The sequence below is a fragment of the Paenibacillus sp. strain BS8-2 genome (genome assembly GCF_054483835.1).
The window spans coordinates 1,391,726-1,407,500 of the sequence record NZ_CM137010.1; the positions used below are offsets into that span (position 1 = coordinate 1,391,726).

14 protein-coding genes, 1 tRNA gene and 2 rRNA genes (1 of these 17 only partly in view) are annotated in these 15,775 nt (G+C 52.1%); 4 read left to right on the forward strand and 13 right to left on the reverse strand.

Annotated elements, in window-relative coordinates:
• Window positions 1–41 precede the first annotated feature (41 nt).
• From ACX1C1_RS06050 to ACX1C1_RS06065, 4 genes are read left to right on the forward strand one after another with little or no spacing between them, the layout of a single operon-like run.
• Window positions 42–917: a cell division protein FtsQ gene (locus ACX1C1_RS06050; protein WP_458956231.1), complete on the forward strand. Its 876-nt coding sequence runs from the start codon at window positions 42–44 to the stop codon at window positions 915–917.
• On the forward strand, window positions 809–2,737 hold the full coding sequence (locus ACX1C1_RS06055; protein ID WP_458956232.1) for an ABC transporter ATP-binding protein: 1,929 nt from the start codon (window positions 809–811) through the stop codon (window positions 2,735–2,737). The genes ACX1C1_RS06050 and ACX1C1_RS06055 overlap by 109 nt, the downstream gene beginning before the upstream one ends.
• On the forward strand, window positions 2,725–3,573 hold the full coding sequence (locus ACX1C1_RS06060) for an energy-coupling factor transporter transmembrane component T family protein (RefSeq protein ID WP_458956233.1): 849 nt from the start codon (window positions 2,725–2,727) through the stop codon (window positions 3,571–3,573). The genes ACX1C1_RS06055 and ACX1C1_RS06060 overlap by 13 nt, the downstream gene beginning before the upstream one ends.
• Entirely contained in the window at window positions 3,573–4,340 is a 768-nt protein-coding gene (locus tag ACX1C1_RS06065) for a PHP-associated domain-containing protein (RefSeq protein ID WP_458956234.1), read from the forward strand. Before ACX1C1_RS06060 ends, ACX1C1_RS06065 begins: the two co-directional genes overlap by 1 nt.
• An 87-nt stretch (window positions 4,341–4,427) precedes the next feature.
• Here ACX1C1_RS06065 and ACX1C1_RS06070 read toward each other — a convergent pair whose 3' ends face one another.
• The 13 genes from ACX1C1_RS06070 to ACX1C1_RS06130 form a co-directional block, all read right to left on the reverse strand.
• On the reverse strand, window positions 4,428–5,489 hold the full coding sequence (locus tag ACX1C1_RS06070) for a hypothetical protein (RefSeq protein ID WP_458956235.1): 1,062 nt from the start codon (window positions 5,487–5,489) through the stop codon (window positions 4,428–4,430).
• A 194-nt stretch (window positions 5,490–5,683) separates the two neighbouring features.
• A complete protein-coding gene (locus tag ACX1C1_RS06075) occupies window positions 5,684–5,836 on the reverse strand; it encodes a small acid-soluble spore protein P (RefSeq protein WP_458956236.1) in 153 nt (50 codons plus the stop codon).
• 66 nt (window positions 5,837–5,902) lie between these two features.
• Entirely contained in the window at window positions 5,903–6,079 is a 177-nt protein-coding gene (locus ACX1C1_RS06080) for a hypothetical protein (RefSeq protein ID WP_458956237.1), read from the reverse strand.
• 11 nt (window positions 6,080–6,090) lie between these two features.
• Window positions 6,091–6,438, reverse strand: a complete 348-nt coding sequence (locus ACX1C1_RS06085) for a hypothetical protein (protein ID WP_458956238.1) — start codon at window positions 6,436–6,438, stop codon at window positions 6,091–6,093.
• 815 nt (window positions 6,439–7,253) lie between these two features.
• Window positions 7,254–7,342: transfer RNA gene (locus tag ACX1C1_RS06090), tRNA-Ser, on the reverse strand.
• Window positions 7,343–7,439: 97 nt separating this feature from the next.
• Window positions 7,440–8,720, reverse strand: coding sequence for a serine--tRNA ligase (serS, locus tag ACX1C1_RS06095; protein ID WP_458956239.1), 1,281 nt, complete (start codon window positions 8,718–8,720; stop codon window positions 7,440–7,442).
• Window positions 8,721–8,796: 76 nt separating this feature from the next.
• Window positions 8,797–9,387: a pyridoxal 5'-phosphate synthase glutaminase subunit PdxT gene (pdxT, locus tag ACX1C1_RS06100; RefSeq protein WP_458956240.1), complete on the reverse strand. Its 591-nt coding sequence runs from the start codon at window positions 9,385–9,387 to the stop codon at window positions 8,797–8,799.
• A 61-nt stretch (window positions 9,388–9,448) separates the two neighbouring features.
• On the reverse strand, window positions 9,449–10,330 hold the full coding sequence (pdxS, locus tag ACX1C1_RS06105) for a pyridoxal 5'-phosphate synthase lyase subunit PdxS (protein WP_458956241.1): 882 nt from the start codon (window positions 10,328–10,330) through the stop codon (window positions 9,449–9,451).
• A 139-nt stretch (window positions 10,331–10,469) separates the two neighbouring features.
• Window positions 10,470–11,768: a D-alanyl-D-alanine carboxypeptidase family protein gene (locus tag ACX1C1_RS06110; RefSeq protein ID WP_458956242.1), complete on the reverse strand. Its 1,299-nt coding sequence runs from the start codon at window positions 11,766–11,768 to the stop codon at window positions 10,470–10,472.
• Between the two features lie 213 nt (window positions 11,769–11,981).
• Window positions 11,982–13,439, reverse strand: coding sequence for an IMP dehydrogenase (guaB, locus tag ACX1C1_RS06115; protein WP_458956243.1), 1,458 nt, complete (start codon window positions 13,437–13,439; stop codon window positions 11,982–11,984).
• A 143-nt stretch (window positions 13,440–13,582) separates the two neighbouring features.
• Complete coding sequence (locus ACX1C1_RS06120) at window positions 13,583–14,785, reverse strand: GNAT family N-acetyltransferase (RefSeq protein WP_458956244.1); 1,203 nt, start codon at window positions 14,783–14,785, stop codon at window positions 13,583–13,585.
• 342 nt (window positions 14,786–15,127) lie between these two features.
• Window positions 15,128–15,244: ribosomal RNA gene (gene rrf, locus ACX1C1_RS06125) — 5S ribosomal RNA — on the reverse strand.
• A gap of 91 nt (window positions 15,245–15,335) precedes the next feature.
• Window positions 15,336–15,775, reverse strand: a 23S ribosomal RNA gene (locus ACX1C1_RS06130) (it continues 2,497 nt past the right edge of the window).

Below are 15,775 nucleotides of genomic sequence, written 5' to 3' on the forward strand. Positions count from 1 at the left end.
TATATTGGAGAAGAATAACAAGCCGATAGGGAGGAATTTCAATGCTCGCTGCGCAGAAGCGCCGGTACGAACTTACGCAATCCCAGAAACTGATGGTCTTTATTTTGTCGATGTCGCTGTACGGAATCTCCAACATGTTCTCCGAGCTGATCCCATCCATTCAGGTCGGGCCGATGGAGCTGAAGGTAGAATACTTCGCGTTTATTCCGCTGACGCTCTGCATTCTGTTCCACCCGCTGTATGCCGCGATCGGCGCCTCCTTTGGCGAGGTGATCTTCGGCGAGCTTTTGCTCGGTCAGTTCGGAGGTATCGGCGAGCTGGAGAAATTCATCGAATTTACACTCGCGATGTACATCGCCGGCATGCTAGTCACGAATCCGCGCAATACGAAACAGCTAGCGCTTGCGGCATTCACGGCGGTAGGCATCGACCAGTTGCTTGGCGCGCTCGTGGATATGGGCAAGGTATGGATCGGCATTGAGGATCTCGAAGCGCTGCCGGGCATTCCCGAGAGCATTCTGCTTATCGAAGGGATCGGCTTCCTGAACGCTCTTCTGATTACCGGCATCTTCTTCTCCTTGCTTCCCGTCCTGTATCTCGTGCCTCGGCTATACGGCAAGCTGGAGCCGCTTCTCGGCATGAAACCCCGCGACAGCCGCATCCAGTTATCCTTGGGAGAGCTGCTGCGTCCGCGGCTTCTTATCGCGGCCGTGCTGCTTATGGTCATTGCGGCGGCGGCGGAATTTATGGCGGAATCCGACATTAACTTCGCCGTGTGGGAGCCCGAGTTCCTGGAGCAATTCGGCGGATGGTTCATCTGGGTGTCGGCCGGGGCGGCGGCGCTTGTGTTAGTGGCCACTTTGTTCGCCATGATGCGAAGCAAGAAGAAGACGGCTCCACGGGACGTAACCCCATGAGAAGCGCCATGGCAACGCAGGCTTCATCCATCGGAGAGGAGCCGCTCCGCGCGGCTCCCATCGTGAAGCTGGAGCAGGTCAGCTTCTGCTATCCCGGCGCCGAGCAGCCTTCTCTGCGCAACGTCAATCTCACACTCGAGGCCGGGGATTTCGTGGCGATCGCCGGGACCAACGGCAGCGGCAAATCGACGTTATGCAAGCTCCTCAACGGCCTTATTCCCCATTATTATGTCGGGGATCTGGAAGGCGAAATCGAGGTAGCTGGCCTTAAGGCCAAAGACGAGACGGTCTCGACCTTGTCGCGGAAGGCGGCATATGTCTTTCAGGACTTCGAGAATCAGCTCGTCAGACCAACCGTTTACGACGAAGCGATCTTCGCACCGCTGAACTTCGGTTTCTCGGACTACAAGGACCGCGGCGAAAAGGCGCTTGAACTGCTTGAGCTCGAGCACTTAAAGCATCAATGGATCTGGCAGCTGAGCGGCGGTCAGAAGCATCTAACGGCACTCGCAGGCGCCTTGTCGCTGAGTCCAGACATTCTGATCGTCGACGAGCCTGTCGCCCAACTGGATCCTTATCATGCCAGGCTGATTTACGACAAACTTAAAATGCTGAACGAGCGGCACGGCCTCACCGTCATCGTGATCGAGCATCACACCGAATTTATCGCGGATTACTGCGACAAAGTCGTGCTGATGGACCGCGGGGAGATTCGATGGGTCAAGCCCGCGCAGGAAGCCCTGTCCGCCGTGGAGGAGCTTTCCGCGCTCCATATTTTGCCGCCACAGGTGACCCAGGCCGCGTACGCCGTGCATCCGCAAGCCGCGATCCATCCGGTAACGATTGCGGAGGGCATCGATTATTTTCGTAATCGGACGGATCGAGGAGCTCTCAATGAATCAATCCAACCGCAAGCTTCTGTCGAAGAGGAATCAGCCTCGGGTTCTCTCGTTACGCTCGACGAAGTCTCCTGCGGCTACAAAACGATCTCGCGGAATCATCATCCCGTCCTCCGCAAGCTATCGCTCATTCTGCGCGAAGGCGAACGCGTAGCGCTCGTTGGCAACAACGGCGCCGGCAAGTCTACGCTGCTCAAGCTTATCTCTGGACTTCGCAAGCCGAGCGGCGGAGAGGTGACAGTATGCGGACTTCAGACGTCCAAAGCCGGCCCCGAGAAGTTGGCGGACTACGTTTCGTTTATCCACCAGAACCCCGAAGAGATGTTTATCGAAGATACCGTCCGCAAGGACGTCGAATATTTCATGAAAGCCCGGAAAAAGTCGCTCTCGCCGCAGGATGCCGCCTTTATTGACGATATTATGAATCGCATGAGGCTCGTCGATCTGCAGGATAGAGACGGACGTTTGCTCAGCGGAGGCCAGCAGCGTCGGGCAACGATGGCGATCGGTCTGGCCACGCTGCCTCAGGTCATGCTGCTCGACGAGCCGACCGCGAGCCTGGACGCCTCGAGCCGCCGCGAGCTTGGCGTCATGCTGACCGAGCTGCAGGGACGCGTCAAGCTTAGCGTGATCGCCACGCACGATATGCAGCTTGTCGCGGAATGGGCGACGCGCGTCATCGTGCTGCATCAAGGGAGCATCTTAATGGATACGGATCCGCAAACGTTGTTCGCCCAGCCGGTCTTGCTGCGCCGGGCGGGGCTCGTGCCGCCGCAAATCACGACGATGGCCGCCGAGCTGGGCATGATGCCCGCTCCGCTGTCCGTCGACCAATTTGTCTCGCAACTACAACTAGCCGGGGCGGCCCATGACATCACCGCCGCATCGGTGATAAAGGAGGAGTCCGCATGGAGGCCTTAAAACAATCCATGCTCGACAAGCTAAGCGTCGAGCAGATCAAGCTCGAGCTCATGAGGACCGCTTTCGGAAGGCAATCGACGTTTCTGTCCCGCTTCGACCCGCGGATGCTCATCGTCTGGTATTGCTTCTTCGCCGTCGCTCCCTGGTTTATCGACAACAAGCTTGTGCTGCTCGGCATGCTCGTTCCGATGATCGTGCTGACCATCACCTCCAAGGTCAGTCCGCTGGTCCTCATCATTATGGGCATCGGGCTGCTCAGCGAAATGACGTACATCGTGCTCACATCGCTATTGTTCGGCGGCAGCCTTGCCGGAGCATTTGCATTGCTGACCTTGACCATGAAAATTCTCGTGATCTCGCTCGCAAGCATCGCCGTCTTCTCGAGCATGGATCCCGAGAAGCTAAGCGACGCGATGCTCAGCCTGGGCATGCCCGCACAGTTCAGCTTCGGCGTCTCGTACGGCTACCGGATGCTGCCCATATTAATCGAGGAATACCACAATTTAATTCACTCGTACCGGCTTCGGGGCAAGGCGCCGGAACGCAAGGGACCGCTGCGCGTCCATTCGCTTTTGTACATGATCAAGCTGTCGATGATCGCCTTTTACCCCCTCATGCTGAATACGGCGAAGCGCACGAGAACGACCGTCGAGGCGCTGGAGGTGCGAGGGTTCACGTATTCCATGGTCAGCGGCGAAGCGAAGCGGCTGAAGCTGGCTTACTTGAAAATCGCCAGGGCGGACTACGCGTTCCTGCTCGTATCCGCTGTCTATATGGCAGGCTTGCTTGTTTTGGGACATTATATTCAGTTCAACGGATCGGAGATGGGACATTGATGACGAAACAGATGACGATCGATTTGCATACGCATGGCAAGCTGTCCAAAAAAACCGAGTTTTCGCTAGACTACTTTACGGCCATGGCGCTCGAAGCCAAGAGCAACGGGCTGGACGCCATTGCGCTCACGGAACACTTTAACACGCGCAACTTCTTCGATATGATGGACGTGCTCGACGCCAGCTTTGAATATCGCGGAGACTATTATGTCGTAGAAGGCATTCGCGTATTCAGCGGCATGGAAATCGACATACGGGATCGTGGCCATATTCTCGCGATCGGCAATCGAGAGCTCGTCCGTTCCTTGCGGCGCGACCTGGATGCCCATGTCGACAAGGATTCGTTCATTTCCCTTGCCGAACTGCTCGATCATACGGACGGAGCGCCTTTCCTTCGCATCGGCGCTCACCCGAAACGCGCCAGCACGCCGCTGACCCAGCATCCTCCCGAGCTGCTCCGCCGTCTGGACAGTCTCGACGTCAACGCCAAGGATCTGTATGAATTCGGCCTCGATATGGCCGATCAGGTGCGCCAACTGGCGCTTGAATTAGAGCTGCCCGTTACCGCGGGCAGCGATTCCCATCAGCCGCTCCAGTTCGGCAGCGTGACGAATACGCTGCCCGAAACCTGCGAGACGGCCGAAGAGCTTCGAGAGCTAATTCGCAGTCATCGCTGCTCTTTAGAGATCTCTCCTTGCCTTGCCGTCAAGGTAAGGGCCGCCCAGATGATGAAGGAGCTGCTGAAGCAATCGATGGTGGTGGCTTGATGGCTTGACCCGGGCCGAGCCGTAAGTCCTTCAACGAAAAAAAGCAACCCCGCCGCGCCGAGGCGGGGTTGCTTTTTTGATGAATGATTACAAACCTGTCGGAGCCCCGAACAAGCCCATTAATTGCTCTAACGTCACGGTATCCGTCGGCAACTCTTGCTCGAATGCAGGCGACTTGCCTACCTCTGAATACGTACCGCTGAACGAAACGCCTACCTTCGCCTTCTGTCCACTATCCGTATCATTGACATCAAGACCAATCTTACCGCTTTGGTATACCATGTAATCGTCCTTGATAGCGCCAGTCATCTCTAACGTCGTTACCTTAAGATCGTTCTGAAGGAAATTCAGCAATTCTGTCTTGTTCGTCTCCCAGTCAGCCTTAGCTGCTTCCAGATCGGCTTTATCTATTTGCAGTGCCGTCAGATATGCTTCGTTGGCAAGTAGAACATCAAGCACCTGTGGCAACACATCATTAACGATCGTTTCAACTGTCTGAGGGTAGTTCTCCTCGGTAATCGCAAACTTCACGATTTGATCAGCCTTTACGCCTTCCGGCAATCCCGCATCCGATGCTTTCACTTCGCTGAAATAAGTCTTCTCGTCGAAGCCCTCAAGTACAACTTTGGACAGATCCTGTCCAAGCTTCTGTTGTGCAGCAGGGTCGATATTGAGCTCTGCGCCTTGTTGCGCAGCGAGCTCCTTGAGATCGATGGCAACGAACTTGCCCTTCGTCTCTTCGGGCAACGGAAGCATCGGAATTTCCGGCGGCTTCACGTACAGTACATCCTTCGTCATGATCATGGGCAAGTTGAGCTTCATCTCCATCATGCCCGGCAGCACAAATTCCATATTCATATCGATTCGCATGGGATCTTTGGCATAGATAGCGTCTACTTTAATGATAGCATCCTGGAACATGCCGTTCAGACTAGAAATCGGCAATCCACTCGCTTCGGCTTCTGGAACGGAAGGCAGTTCCAGCTCATCGATCTGGATGTTCATGGACAGCTTGTAAGAATCGGCTTCCATCGTCTTGACCATGGCTAGCTGAAGCGCTTCTTTGGGCGGCGTATTGTTGGTGCATCCAGCAATTATCATAGTAAGTAAAAGTAGTGCGATGACCCCTAAACGTTGTACTTGTTTCATGGTTCCCCTCCATAAATCATATATATTTTTTACAGCACCTCCATTTTATACGAAAATAAGGAAGTTTAGAAGCAATCATCGATAATTCGTTCCGAAGACACAGATTTGCAATCTGCTATGTCCCGCAACAAAAACCCGATCCAGCAACATGCCGGACCGGGCTTTCGCGTTTAATTTAATACATCGTCATGCGGCTAACCCTGCGGATTGTGATGATCCACATGATTACGCTGCTTCGTCTTCTTGGAGCCGGACAGGGGCGCTTGACCACCACCGCCATGCTCCTTACGATTTTTCTGATTATGAGGCACACTGTCAGGGTTTGGATACGAATCCGGCTTTGACATGGCTAATTACCTCCTAGAAGGTTAGATGGCACTAGGCCTGGTCTGGCACTACGGATCAACTACCAATCAGCTGCGCGGATGGCTTAAGTCTGACGGTTGGTCGAAATTAAGCGAATCCTGATGCCTGCGGTCATTCTTGTCTTGCTGAAGCTGTTGCGCATGGTGGCTGTTGACCGGCTCAACTTCAAGAGCCTCCACAACATTCGACAGGTTTTTGTCGACAGAACCCTTCGCTTTGGTCATCCCCATCACTCCTATGCGTGAGTTAACGACTGCAGTGCTTGCGCGCACTCATGGATATGCCGCTTATAATCATGAATCAATTGCTGAATCGAATCCGGCCGTTCATCGATCGCCACATTGTCCTTCTCAACGTCGATTAACTCCACCCGCACCTCGCGACTGTCTACATACGTCACTTTAAAGTCGAATTCGTACATCTGATGTCCTGCCGAATGAATGGTTACACGTAATGCGCTTGCATCTGATTCGTCTTCATACACTTCGCATCGGTCAGAGGCATTCATTGTCTTTGGCAGTGTGCGACTCCAAGCTTCCGCAAGCTGATGCGGATCGACACGAAGCTCATTTGATTTGGCCATGGTTGATAACACCTCCACACTCGTTAAGATGCGAAGTTGGATCACCTTTTATACTGGCGGAGAGGATGGGATTCGCTCCGTCGCACCATGACCGTATATACGGTCATTGCTATGTGACTATCACGCCGGGGCCTACGAACATGCCTTTGGGCATCTTCGCTTTACGGCCCGTTCGAATCCCATCCTCGCCAGTATATAAAAAGCCGATCCCTGTAAACAGGAATCGGCTGAAATTGTTTATACTGGCGGAGAGGAAGGGATTCGCTCCGTCGCACAATGACCGTATACACGGTCACGGTAGTGCGACTATCACGCCGGGACCTACGAACATGCCTTAGGGCATCTTCGCTTTACGGCCCGTTCGAATCCCTTCCTCGCAAGTATATAAAAAGCCGATCCCTGTGAACAGGAATCGGCTGAAATTGTTTATACTGGCGGAGAGGAAGGGATTCGCTCCGTCGCACAATGACCGTATACACGGTCACGGTAGTGCGACTATCACGCCGGGGCCTACGAACATGCCTTAGGGCATCTTCGCTTTACGGCCCGTTCGAATCCCTTCCTCGCAAGTATATAAAAAGCCGATCCCTGTGAACAGGAATCGGCTGAGATTGTTTATACTGGCGGAGAGGAAGGGATTCGCTCCGTCGCACAATGACCGTATAAACGGTCATGGCTATGCGACTATCACGCCGGGGCCTACGAACATGCCTTTGGGCATCTTCGCTTAACGGCCCGTTCGAATCCCATCCTCGCCAGTATATAAAAAGCCGCCTAAACGATGACTCGTCCAAGCGGCTGCTAATTTTATATACTGGCGGAGAGGAAGGGATTCGAACCCTTGTGAGCTTGCGCTCTAACGGTTTTCAAGACCGCCCCGTTATGACCGCTTCGGTACCTCTCCACATATAAGCGTAACAAAAGATATTGTACCACAGGACAAAATCCAATATCAACTTCTATTTTGCCCCGTGGCACGAATCTTCCTTCTCGTACTAAAATTATGGTGCTGGAATGACGGCTACCCCGCCCATATAAGGACGAAGCACTTCAGGAATAACGACAGAGCCGTCTTCTTGTTGGAAGTTCTCCAGAAGAGCCGCGACCGTACGACCTACCGCTAGTCCCGATCCATTAAGGGTATGCACAAACTCCGGTTTGCTCTTCGGATCTCTGCGGAAACGAATAGCCGCACGACGCGCCTGGAAATCCTCGAAGTTCGAGCATGAGGAAATCTCACGGTACGTGTTCGCACTTGGGATCCACACTTCGATGTCGTAAGTCTTAGCCGATGTGAAGCCCATATCGCCCGTACACAACGTCAGAACACGGTATGGCAACCCAAGCAGCTGCAACACCTTCTCGGCTTCGGTCGTGAGCTTCTCGAGCTCGTCGTACGACTCCTCCGGTTTCACCAGCTTCACCAGCTCGACCTTATTGAATTGGTGCTGGCGAATCAGGCCGCGTGTGTCCCGTCCCGCAGCACCTGCTTCAGAGCGGAAACATGCGCTGTAAGCCACAAAATTCTTGGGAAGCGTCTCAGCATCCAGAATCTCATCGCGATGTATGTTCGTTACCGGTACCTCTGCTGTCGGGATCAAATAATATTCCGTATCCTTCAGCTTGAACAAGTCCTCTTCGAACTTAGGCAGCTGTCCCGTACCAATCAAGCTGTCTCTGTTGACGATATAAGGAGGCAAGATCTCTTCGTAACCATGTTTGTCGCTATGAAGATCCATCATAAAGCTGATCAGTGCACGCTCGAGACGTGCGCCAAGCCCGCGGTAGAAGGTGAAGCGCGAGCCCGTCACTTTGCCCGCACGCTCAAAGTCGAGAATGCCCAGCTCAGCAGCTATATCGTAATGTGCTTTGGGCTCGAAACCAAATGCAGGCACGTCGCCTATCCGGCGAATCTCTACATTTTCTTCTTCCGAGCTGCCAACAGGCACACTTTCGTGTGGGATGTTCGGAATGGATAGCAGTACTTGCTCTACCGCTGCATCCATCTCGCGCAGCTCCTCATCGATCGCTTTAATCCGGTCGCCGACTTCACGCATCTCCAGAATAAGCGATTCTGCATCGCCGCCCGACTTCTTAAGCTTAGCGACTTCGGTAGATACGACGTTGCGGCGATTCTTAAGTTGCTCCGTTTCACCGATCATTTCGCGGCGCTTCACATCAAGCTCAGTGAATCCCGATACCAGCTCTAGCGATGCACCACGATTCGTAAGTGCTTGTTCGACCTTCGCAAGGTCCGAACGCAATATCTTAACATCTAACACGTTCTGTTGCTCCCCTCGTAGGAGTAGTCTCGTCTACCGAGTATTACCCATATCGCGCTATAAGTATACGATGATGTTATATCTTGGAGCCTGCAGCGGCTGCTTCCTTGACCATTTCGACAAAATAAGCATGCAGACGATAATCATCCGTCAACTCGGGATGATAGGATGCCGCAAGCAATGTACCTTGTCTTGCTGTAACGATCTCGTCATTGTACGTGGACAAGACGTCGACGTCAGGACCCACCGATTTGATCAGCGGGGCGCGAATAAAGACGGCGCGCACCGTCTCGTTGATGCCTTTGACCGGGAGATCGGTCTCAAAGCTCTCTCTCTGACGGCCGAATGCGTTGCGTGCAACCGTCATATCCATCAGCTGCAGATGAGCCTCTTCTTGCCCCTCGATTTCACTCGCGAGCACAATCAGTCCTGCACACGTGCCAAAGATCGGATTGCCTTGTGCCGAGAAAGCACGGATGGCATCCATAAATCCGTATTTGCGCATCAGCTTACCGATTGTCGTGCTTTCGCCGCCGGGAATGACAAGACCATGAAGCTCATCGAGCTGCTCGACGCGCTTAACTGCTACTGCTTCCGCACCTGCCGCTTCCAGGCTGCGAATATGTTCCGCCACAGCGCCTTGCAGCGCCAGTACGCCGATTTTCATACCTTTTCTCGCCTTCCTTTAGAGAACCAGCCAAGCCTAATGGCTTGGCCGGTTGCATAAATTAAATTCCGCGGTCTTGCATACGGGATGCGGCATCCAACTTAGAGATCTCGATCCCTTTCATCGGTGTACCCAAGTTTTTGGATACTTCCGCGATCAGCTTGTAGTCTTGGTAGTGAGTTGTCGCTTCTACGATTGCGCGTGCGAACTTCTCAGGGCTGTCGGACTTGAAGATACCGGAGCCTACGAATACGCCGTCAGCACCCAGCTCCATCATCAACGCTGCGTCGGATGGTGTTGCTACGCCGCCTGCAGCGAAGTTAACAACCGGCAGCTTGCCGCTCTCGTGTACGCCGAGCAGAAGCTCGTATGGCACGCCCAGCACTTTCGCTTCGTGGTACAGCTCGTCCTTCGACAGGGCTTGTACCTTGCGGATTTGACCGTTGATAATACGGAGATGACGTACAGCCTCTACGATATTGCCTGTTCCAGGCTCGCCCTTCGTACGAAGCATAGCCGCACCTTCTTGGATACGGCGAAGCGCCTCACCCAGGTCCTTGGCTCCGCATACGAATGGAATTGTGAACTCGTTCTTGCTGATATGGAATATTTCGTCCGCAGGTGTCAGAACTTCGCTCTCGTCGATGTAGTCAACGCCCATCGATTCAAGAACTCTTGCTTCCACGATATGACCGATACGAGCTTTCGCCATAACCGGGATGGAAACAACTTTCATAACTTCCTCAACAATCGTCGGGTCAGCCATACGGGCAACGCCGCCTGCTGCACGAATATCCGAAGGTACGCGCTCAAGAGCCATAACCGCTGTTGCGCCTGCCGCTTCCGCAATTTTCGCTTGCTCAGCGTTCATGACATCCATGATTACGCCGCCTTTTTGCATCTCTGCCATACCGCGTTTAACACGCGAAGTACCTGTTTCCATTTGTTTCTTCCTCCTATTAGTCATCCATTCTGGAATGTATGATACCGTAGTAGTACTAACCATTTATTTTACAGGAATGCCGATCAATCGACAAGCATTTATTCCTTGCCAATAGGTCGGAATAACGCCGCTAATACACTTAGAACAAATCCAATATGCTATTGAACAAACCTGCGAAGAAATCGCCGATCGCGCGGAAGAATAACTTGAACCAACCTGCCTTCTCCGCTTCCTCGGTTGTGATCAGATTCACGGTATAGTTAAGATCCTTATTCGTCAACGTGTCCTTGTACGTATAAGTCACAGTACCGACCTTCGTACCTGCCTCGATCGGTGCTACCAGCTCAGCCTCGGGCAGCAGCTCAGACTTCGTCATCGTAATTTCAGGCTCAACGCCCTTCTGAACCATGAACGTAATATCCTTTTCCGTCACGATTGGAACGGACTTCTGAACACCCTTCTTAATCTTGACCGATTCGAGCGTTTCTACCACAGATTTCGGAGGCAATACCGTCTTTTTCTCGAATGTGGCATACGCATAGTTGTACAGCTTAGCCGTCTCATAGAAACGTGTATTCTTGGAGCTTGTATCCATTACAACGCTGATATAACGCAGATCGTCGCGTTTGACCGTTCCCGTAAAGTTATAGCCTGCCGCATTAATGAAGCCCGTTTTCATGCCATCTACGCCTTCATAAGCCATGCTCTTGAAGTTCTGCACGTTGACATTAGATCCTAGCATATAGTTAATGTTAATCATCGGCTGTGTGTCGCGCTCACGGAATTTATAACTTTGAATGCTCGAATACTTCAGAAATTCGGGGTGCTCCAGCAGAATCGTTCTTGCCAGCTTGCCTACATCCGCCGCAGACATGACCGTCGTATCCTCGAAACCTGTTACGCTCGTGAATACTGCGCTGTCGAGTCCCAATTTATCTGCCGTCTCATCCATCTTCTCCAAGAAAGCAGCCACGCTGCCCGCGACGATAGAAGCTAACGCCTTTGTAGCGTCATTAGCGGAACCAACCGCCATAGCAAGATATAATTCCTCAACCGTATGCTGATCGCCAGCTGCCAAATAAATCTGAGATTCCGATGGATCCGTATCAGCCGCCTCCGGTGTAACTGTAACCATTTGATCCCATTTAAGACGACCAGCTGTAATCTCCTCGAGTACGATGTATTCCGTCATGAGTTTGGTCATGCTCGCAATAGGCAAAGGTTGATCCGGATTAACCTCGTACATGACTTGACCCGACTCCGCTTCGATCAGGATCGCAGACTTAACCTGCAGTCCAAGTGAATTCTCTGTACTTGGTCTATTATCGAACCCTACGGCTAATGCAGTGGATGCGCCTAACGACAACGACGAGATACCTACTGCCAGGCTAGTTGCAACGATTGTCAACAATCGAATCGGCCTTCCCAATACTTTCACACTCTTTTCCCCATTTCCCATTGGTTTATCCGTTCATAATTGTAACATAGGATGGCTGCTCAGTTAAACCTTTGTCATGGGGGGGCAAAATTAGGATTCATTCATCCCGCAGCTAGCTCAATATGCTGACAAAACAACAAACCAGACAATGCAGCCGATTGTTGCAGCCGCTCTGTCTGGTTCGGAATCCCGTTCGACGGGTATTCAATCGAATTACAACGAGTAGTTAGGTGCTTCTTTGGTAATTTGTACATCATGCGGATGGCTCTCACGAAGTCCGGATCCCGTAATGCGTACGAATTGTGTATCATTCTTCAGTTCTTCCAAAGAAGATGTTCCGCAATAGCCCATACCGGAACGAAGTCCCCCAAGCAACTGGTGTACAGTGTCAGCTAGTGGTCCTTTGTAAGGAACGCGACCTTCGATACCTTCTGGAACAAGTTTGTTTTCGTTCTCTTGGAAATAACGGTCCTTACTGCCTTCCTTCATAGCACCGAGGGAACCCATACCACGGTATACCTTGAAGCTGCGACCTTGGAAGATTTCCGTCTCGCCTGGGCTCTCTGCAGTTCCTGCAAACAAGCTGCCAATCATAATTGCGCTTGCGCCGGCTGCGATCGCTTTGGTGATATCGCCAGAATACTTGATTCCGCCATCCGCGATAACCGGAATATTATATTCACGAGCTACCGAAGCGCAATCGTAGATTGCCGTAATTTGCGGTACGCCAATACCCGCGATTACGCGAGTTGTACAGATGGAGCCCGGGCCGATACCTACTTTAACGACGGAAGCGCCAGCTTCGATCAGGTCGCGTGTCGCTTCGCCTGTTGCTACGTTGCCCGCAATAATCGTCAGATCCGGATAGACCGAACGCAGTTTGCGAACCGCTTCAAGAATATTGATATGGTGACCGTGAGCGGAGTCAACAACCAGTACATCGATACCAGCGTTCACAAGTGCTTCGGCACGATCCATCGTATCCTTCGAGATGCCTACAGCAGCGCCGCACAACAATCTGCCCTGCGAATCCTTCGCTGCGTTAGGGAATTGAATCGCCTTCTCGATGTCCTTGATCGTGATTAGACCTTTGAGTGTATTCTCTTCGTCAACCAAAGGAAGTTTCTCGATCTTGTGGCGCTGCAGAATGCCTTCGGCTTCTTGCAGTGTCGTTCCGACTGGCGCCGTAACAAGGTTCTCGCGTGTCATGACATCACTAATTTTGATCGAGTAGTCATGAACGAAGCGAAGGTCGCGATTCGTCAAGATACCGACAAGCTTCTTGTCTGCATCTACGATTGGTACACCGGAGATACGGTATTTGCCCATAAGCTCCTCAGCATCATAGACATGATGATCGGGAGTGAGCGAGAACGGGTTCGTGATGACTCCGCTCTCCGAGCGCTTAACGCGATCTACTTCTTCGGCTTGTTGCGCTACGGACATGTTCTTATGAATAATACCGATTCCGCCCTCACGAGCAATCGCAATCGCCAAAGCTGCTTCCGTTACGGTATCCATGCCTGCGCTGATTAGCGGGATGTTAAGCTTGATGCCTGCGCTTAAACGAGCGGAGATGTTCACTTCTCTTGGTAGTACCTCGGACTTGCGCGGAACAAGCAATACGTCGTCAAACGTTAGCCCTTCTTTAGCGAATTTCGTTTCCCACACGACTAATTTCCTCCCTTATTTTCAGTGCCTCTCAAATATATTATTGCAATATTAGCAGAGGGGGTAGGGGCTGTCAAGGTTAGCTGAACGGCGATAAATCCCACATTTCCTGCCTTTTTCCGAATACCGAAAGTTCCCAATCTTCAGAAAAAGTCAGGGAGGTACGTTGTTCGTTCGGGTATACGCGCTTGTAAGCGATTTATTAGTTTGGATGAGCCCTTAATCCGCCCTGAACCCGATAATTGAAGACCGGAACGGTAACTCATAAGCAGCATAGTCAGCGCGCCAATTCCAATTGTTATTTCATTATCGGCATCATTCTCACTAGTATTCCCATCCGATTGTTGCACAACAGATGCTTGGCCGGACTCCTCAATACGTAATAGGAACGTCCCGTGGTTCCATGCCGCCTGCTCATCCGTCACATGAATCGACAGAGTCAGCGATTCTGCCCCCGGCAAGAACGGATAATCTTTAATAAACGCTTGCAAATCGACGATCCTCGCCATGAAATACGGCACAATCTCTTGCTTGATCCGAAGATCAATCAGATGGTCCGTTAAATGATCGTCGATCGGGGCGTTTAACGTAACCGTCTCGATCATAGAATCATGTTGAGCGATAAAGCTCCACAAGGCAGCTCTAGCGTCATCATTCAAATGTATGAGTTCACGTACGTTCAATTCCTTCTGAGCTACTTTATAGATCAAATACCCTTGCACAATACCTGCCGCATCCCGATAAATCACCATCTTAGTCGGCATTTGAACGTTAATCCGATACTTCCACCACTTCTCGTCTCGCTTCAACGTTCCGTTGTATCTGGAAGCAAACGTTTCATAGACATCATATAAAAGAGAGTAGTCGCTTACCCTTTCTATACGTCCCGGACTCACAATACGAGGCGGCAGCTGATGTGATTGCAGCGTATACTTCTTATACTCCGTGTACGTCTCCCAGCCAAATTTCCGATAGAAACCAAACGCGAACGGGTGCAGGAATGATACCGTCTGCCCCTTCTCCTTCATCGCTTCTAGTGAATGAAGAAGCAGTTGGCCAACAAATCCTTGCCTGCGATATTCCGGCCACGTTGCAACTCCGGCAAGGCCACCCGTCGCATAGGCTTTGCCCCCAATATACGTCTGTAGCTCTAGTACACCTGCTTGTGCCGCAAGCTTATCGTCTACGAGTACAACCCAGCGGTCGGCAGGCTCGTCCTCTAGCTTCTTTTTGGTCTCTTCAAGTTCCTGCTTTGAACGAATGTATTGGAACGCAAACTGCGAAAGTTCCATGCTCTCATCGAATCGATCAGGACCGAGTCGGTCTATCCTTACCTTCTGTTCCATCCGTAATCCCTCCGCTAATGTAAAAGTCTGTATGTATGTTTGTACACGCTAATGTACCACGAAGCCGGATCAACCGCAAACGATTAAAAACCGCACCGGCTTTGCAAAAAACCAGCCATCAAATATGGCTGGTCATTCGTGCTTGGCGATGGCCATACCGCACCGGCTTTGAATTCGCTTCGTTAGCATCAGCTTCGCCGGTCGGCGTCTGAACCTACCTCTAATGCCGGGCCAACATCACCGATTTGCTTCGATAACAAGGTTCATACACTCTCCCAATAGGGAGAGGAACGTCGCCAGGCACAACAAAAAACCAGCCATATCATATGGCTGGTCATTCGTGCTTGGCGACGTCCTACTCTCCCAGGACCCTGCGGTCCAAGTACCATCGGCGCTGGAGGGCTTAACGGTCGTGTTCGGTATGGGAACGCGTGGTTCCCCTCCGCCATCGCCACCAAACGTAGCGTGTGTTGCACGCTGAAAACTGGATACGAAAGGTTTGCTGAACCTTAAAGCTGTTGCTTACCGTTTGTATGAACAGATAAGCGTGTAGGATAAGCCCTCGACCGATTAGTATTCGTCAGCTCCACACATTGCTGTGCTTCCACCCCGAACCTATCAACCTCGTCGTCTTCAAGGGGTCTTACATACTGGGAAATCTCATCTTGAGGGGGGCTTCACGCTTAGATGCTTTCAGCGCTTATCCCGTCCGTACTTGGCTACCCAGCGGTGCTCCTGGCGGAACAACTGGTACACCAGCGGTACGTCCATCCCGGTCCTCTCGTACTAAGGACAGCTCCTCTCAAATTTCCTGCGCCCGCGACAGATAGGGACCGAACTGTCTCACGACGTTCTGAACCCAGCTCGCGTACCGCTTTAATGGGCGAACAGCCCAACCCTTGGGACCTACTTCAGCCCCAGGATGCGATGAGCCGACATCGAGGTGCCAAACCTCCCCGTCGATGTGGACTCTTGGGGGAGATAAGCCTG